The sequence below is a fragment of the Bradyrhizobium sp. th-b2 genome, assembly GCF_000426785.1.
Lineage (GTDB): Bacteria > Pseudomonadota > Alphaproteobacteria > Rhizobiales > Xanthobacteraceae > Bradyrhizobium > Bradyrhizobium septentrionale.
Genome location: NZ_AUGA01000230.1, coordinates 1 through 1,727, shown reverse-complemented (window position 1 = coordinate 1,727; position 1,727 = coordinate 1). Strand labels below are relative to the sequence as shown.

2 protein-coding genes are annotated in these 1,727 nt (G+C 58.9%); one reads left to right on the top strand and one right to left on the bottom strand.

Annotated features, from left to right (window positions below; genetic code table 11):
- The coding region (locus K359_RS56630) for a tyrosine-type recombinase/integrase (RefSeq protein WP_371261267.1) at positions 1 to 1,340 on the top strand (1,340 nt) is incomplete at its 5' end.
- 118 nt (positions 1,341 to 1,458) lie between these two features.
- Here the strand turns inward: K359_RS56630 and K359_RS64125 are convergent.
- Positions 1,459 to 1,727: hypothetical protein (locus K359_RS64125; RefSeq protein WP_210164123.1), on the bottom strand; the 269-nt coding region annotated here is incomplete at its 5' end.

Sequence of the window (1,727 nt, the reverse complement as noted above, 5' to 3'; positions counted from 1 at the left end):
TACGCCATCGAAGCCATGGTCCGCGGCTCATCGCCGGACATCCGGCTGGCCGCGCGCAAGGAGCACTCGCTGCCCATCATAGCCGCGTTAAAGCCGTGGTTCGAGAAACGGATATCTGGCGCCCGGATTTGGGTGAACGAGTGCGCCCAACCGGCGCGAAATCCTACGTGGTGGTTTATAGGGCGGGCGCCGGCCGCGGGGCGCCCATGCGGCGTTACACTATCGCGGCGGTTGGAAAAATCGCGCCTGAGCGGGCTAGAACGCGCGCCAAGGTTATTTTGGGGGCTGTGGCACATGGGCACGATCCGGCGGGCCAGAAAACTACTGAGCGGGGAACGCCCACGGTGGCTGAATTGGTCGACCGTTTCATGGTTGACCACGTGCGAGCGAAACGCAAGGACGGGACGGCAGAGTTCTACCGGGACGTCTTGGACCGCATTGTTAAGCCGGCCTTGGGCACCGCTAAGGCCGACAAGCTGACGCGGGTACAGGTCAGCAAGCTGCACTCCTCGCTCGCCGAGACGCCCTTCCAGGCCAACCGTGTTTTAGCGGTGGTTGGTAGCATGTACGCCTTCGCAGCTCGGACCGACATCGTCGCCGAAGGCACCCATCCGGCGCGCGGCATCGAAAAATTTAAGGAAAGCCGCCGCGAACGTTTCCTGACTAGCGATGAACTTGAGCGCATTGGAGGTGCTATTCGGGAAGCGGAAACGGTCGGCATTGCTTGGACGGTGGATGAAACGAAACCTACTGCCAAACATGTCGCAAAGGAGAAGCGTTCTACCCGGATCGCACCGTCTGCCGCGGCCGCGCTGCGGCTCCTCCTATTTACCGGCTGCCGTTTGAGGGAAATCCTGCATCTGCGGTGGCAACATGTAGATATTGAGCGCGGCTGTTTGTTTCTGCCTGACAGCAAGAGTGGCCGAAAAACGGTCATTCTAAACGCGCCAGCCCTTTCTGTACTGAACAATCTAGAGTGGATTGGTCCCTATGTCGTTCCCGGCGACGACCCGGAAATGCCACGCCACGATCTGAAACGGCCGTGGGGTGCCATCACCAAAAGGGCCGGCCTAACGGGTGTTCGGCTTCACGACTTGCGGCACACCTACGCAAGTTTCGGTGCTGGTAGCGGGCTAGGATTGCCAATCATTGGCCGGCTGCTTGGCCACACGCAAGCGGTCACTACGGCGCGGTACGCACACCTTGACAATGATCCGCTTCGGCGAGCATCAGAATCAATTGCAGGCCAAATTGCAGCGGCATTAGACGGCAAACGGCCGCCGACGGTGACGCCCTTTCGACGCAAGGCCGCTCGATGGAAGATGCACAGCTACAACTAGACGGCGTCAGACCCCTTATTCGTTATTCGCCTCTCAAAGCAGGCCGGCGCACGGACTTCGCTGCGCACCGAGTAGGGAGCAATACCGAAAGGGTGAAGCCTTTAGAATATGCCAGCTATTAGGCTACGATGAGACGACCGGCGTAACCGCGGCGAATAAAAAGTGGAAACCAAGGCTCGCCATCAACAACGCCCGGGCACCATAACGCAGTGAACGTAGAGGTTGAAACGTTCCATAGCGTGACTGTACGGCCTTCTGAGTTTCCGTAGCCGAGCGCGTTTTTAACTAAAATTGTGAGCCAAAATTCCACGCCATGGCTCATTTTTGACTCGTCCGGCGCAGTAGGCGCAGCGCTGCCAACAGCGCGGTGAAGAGCATCGTTAACAG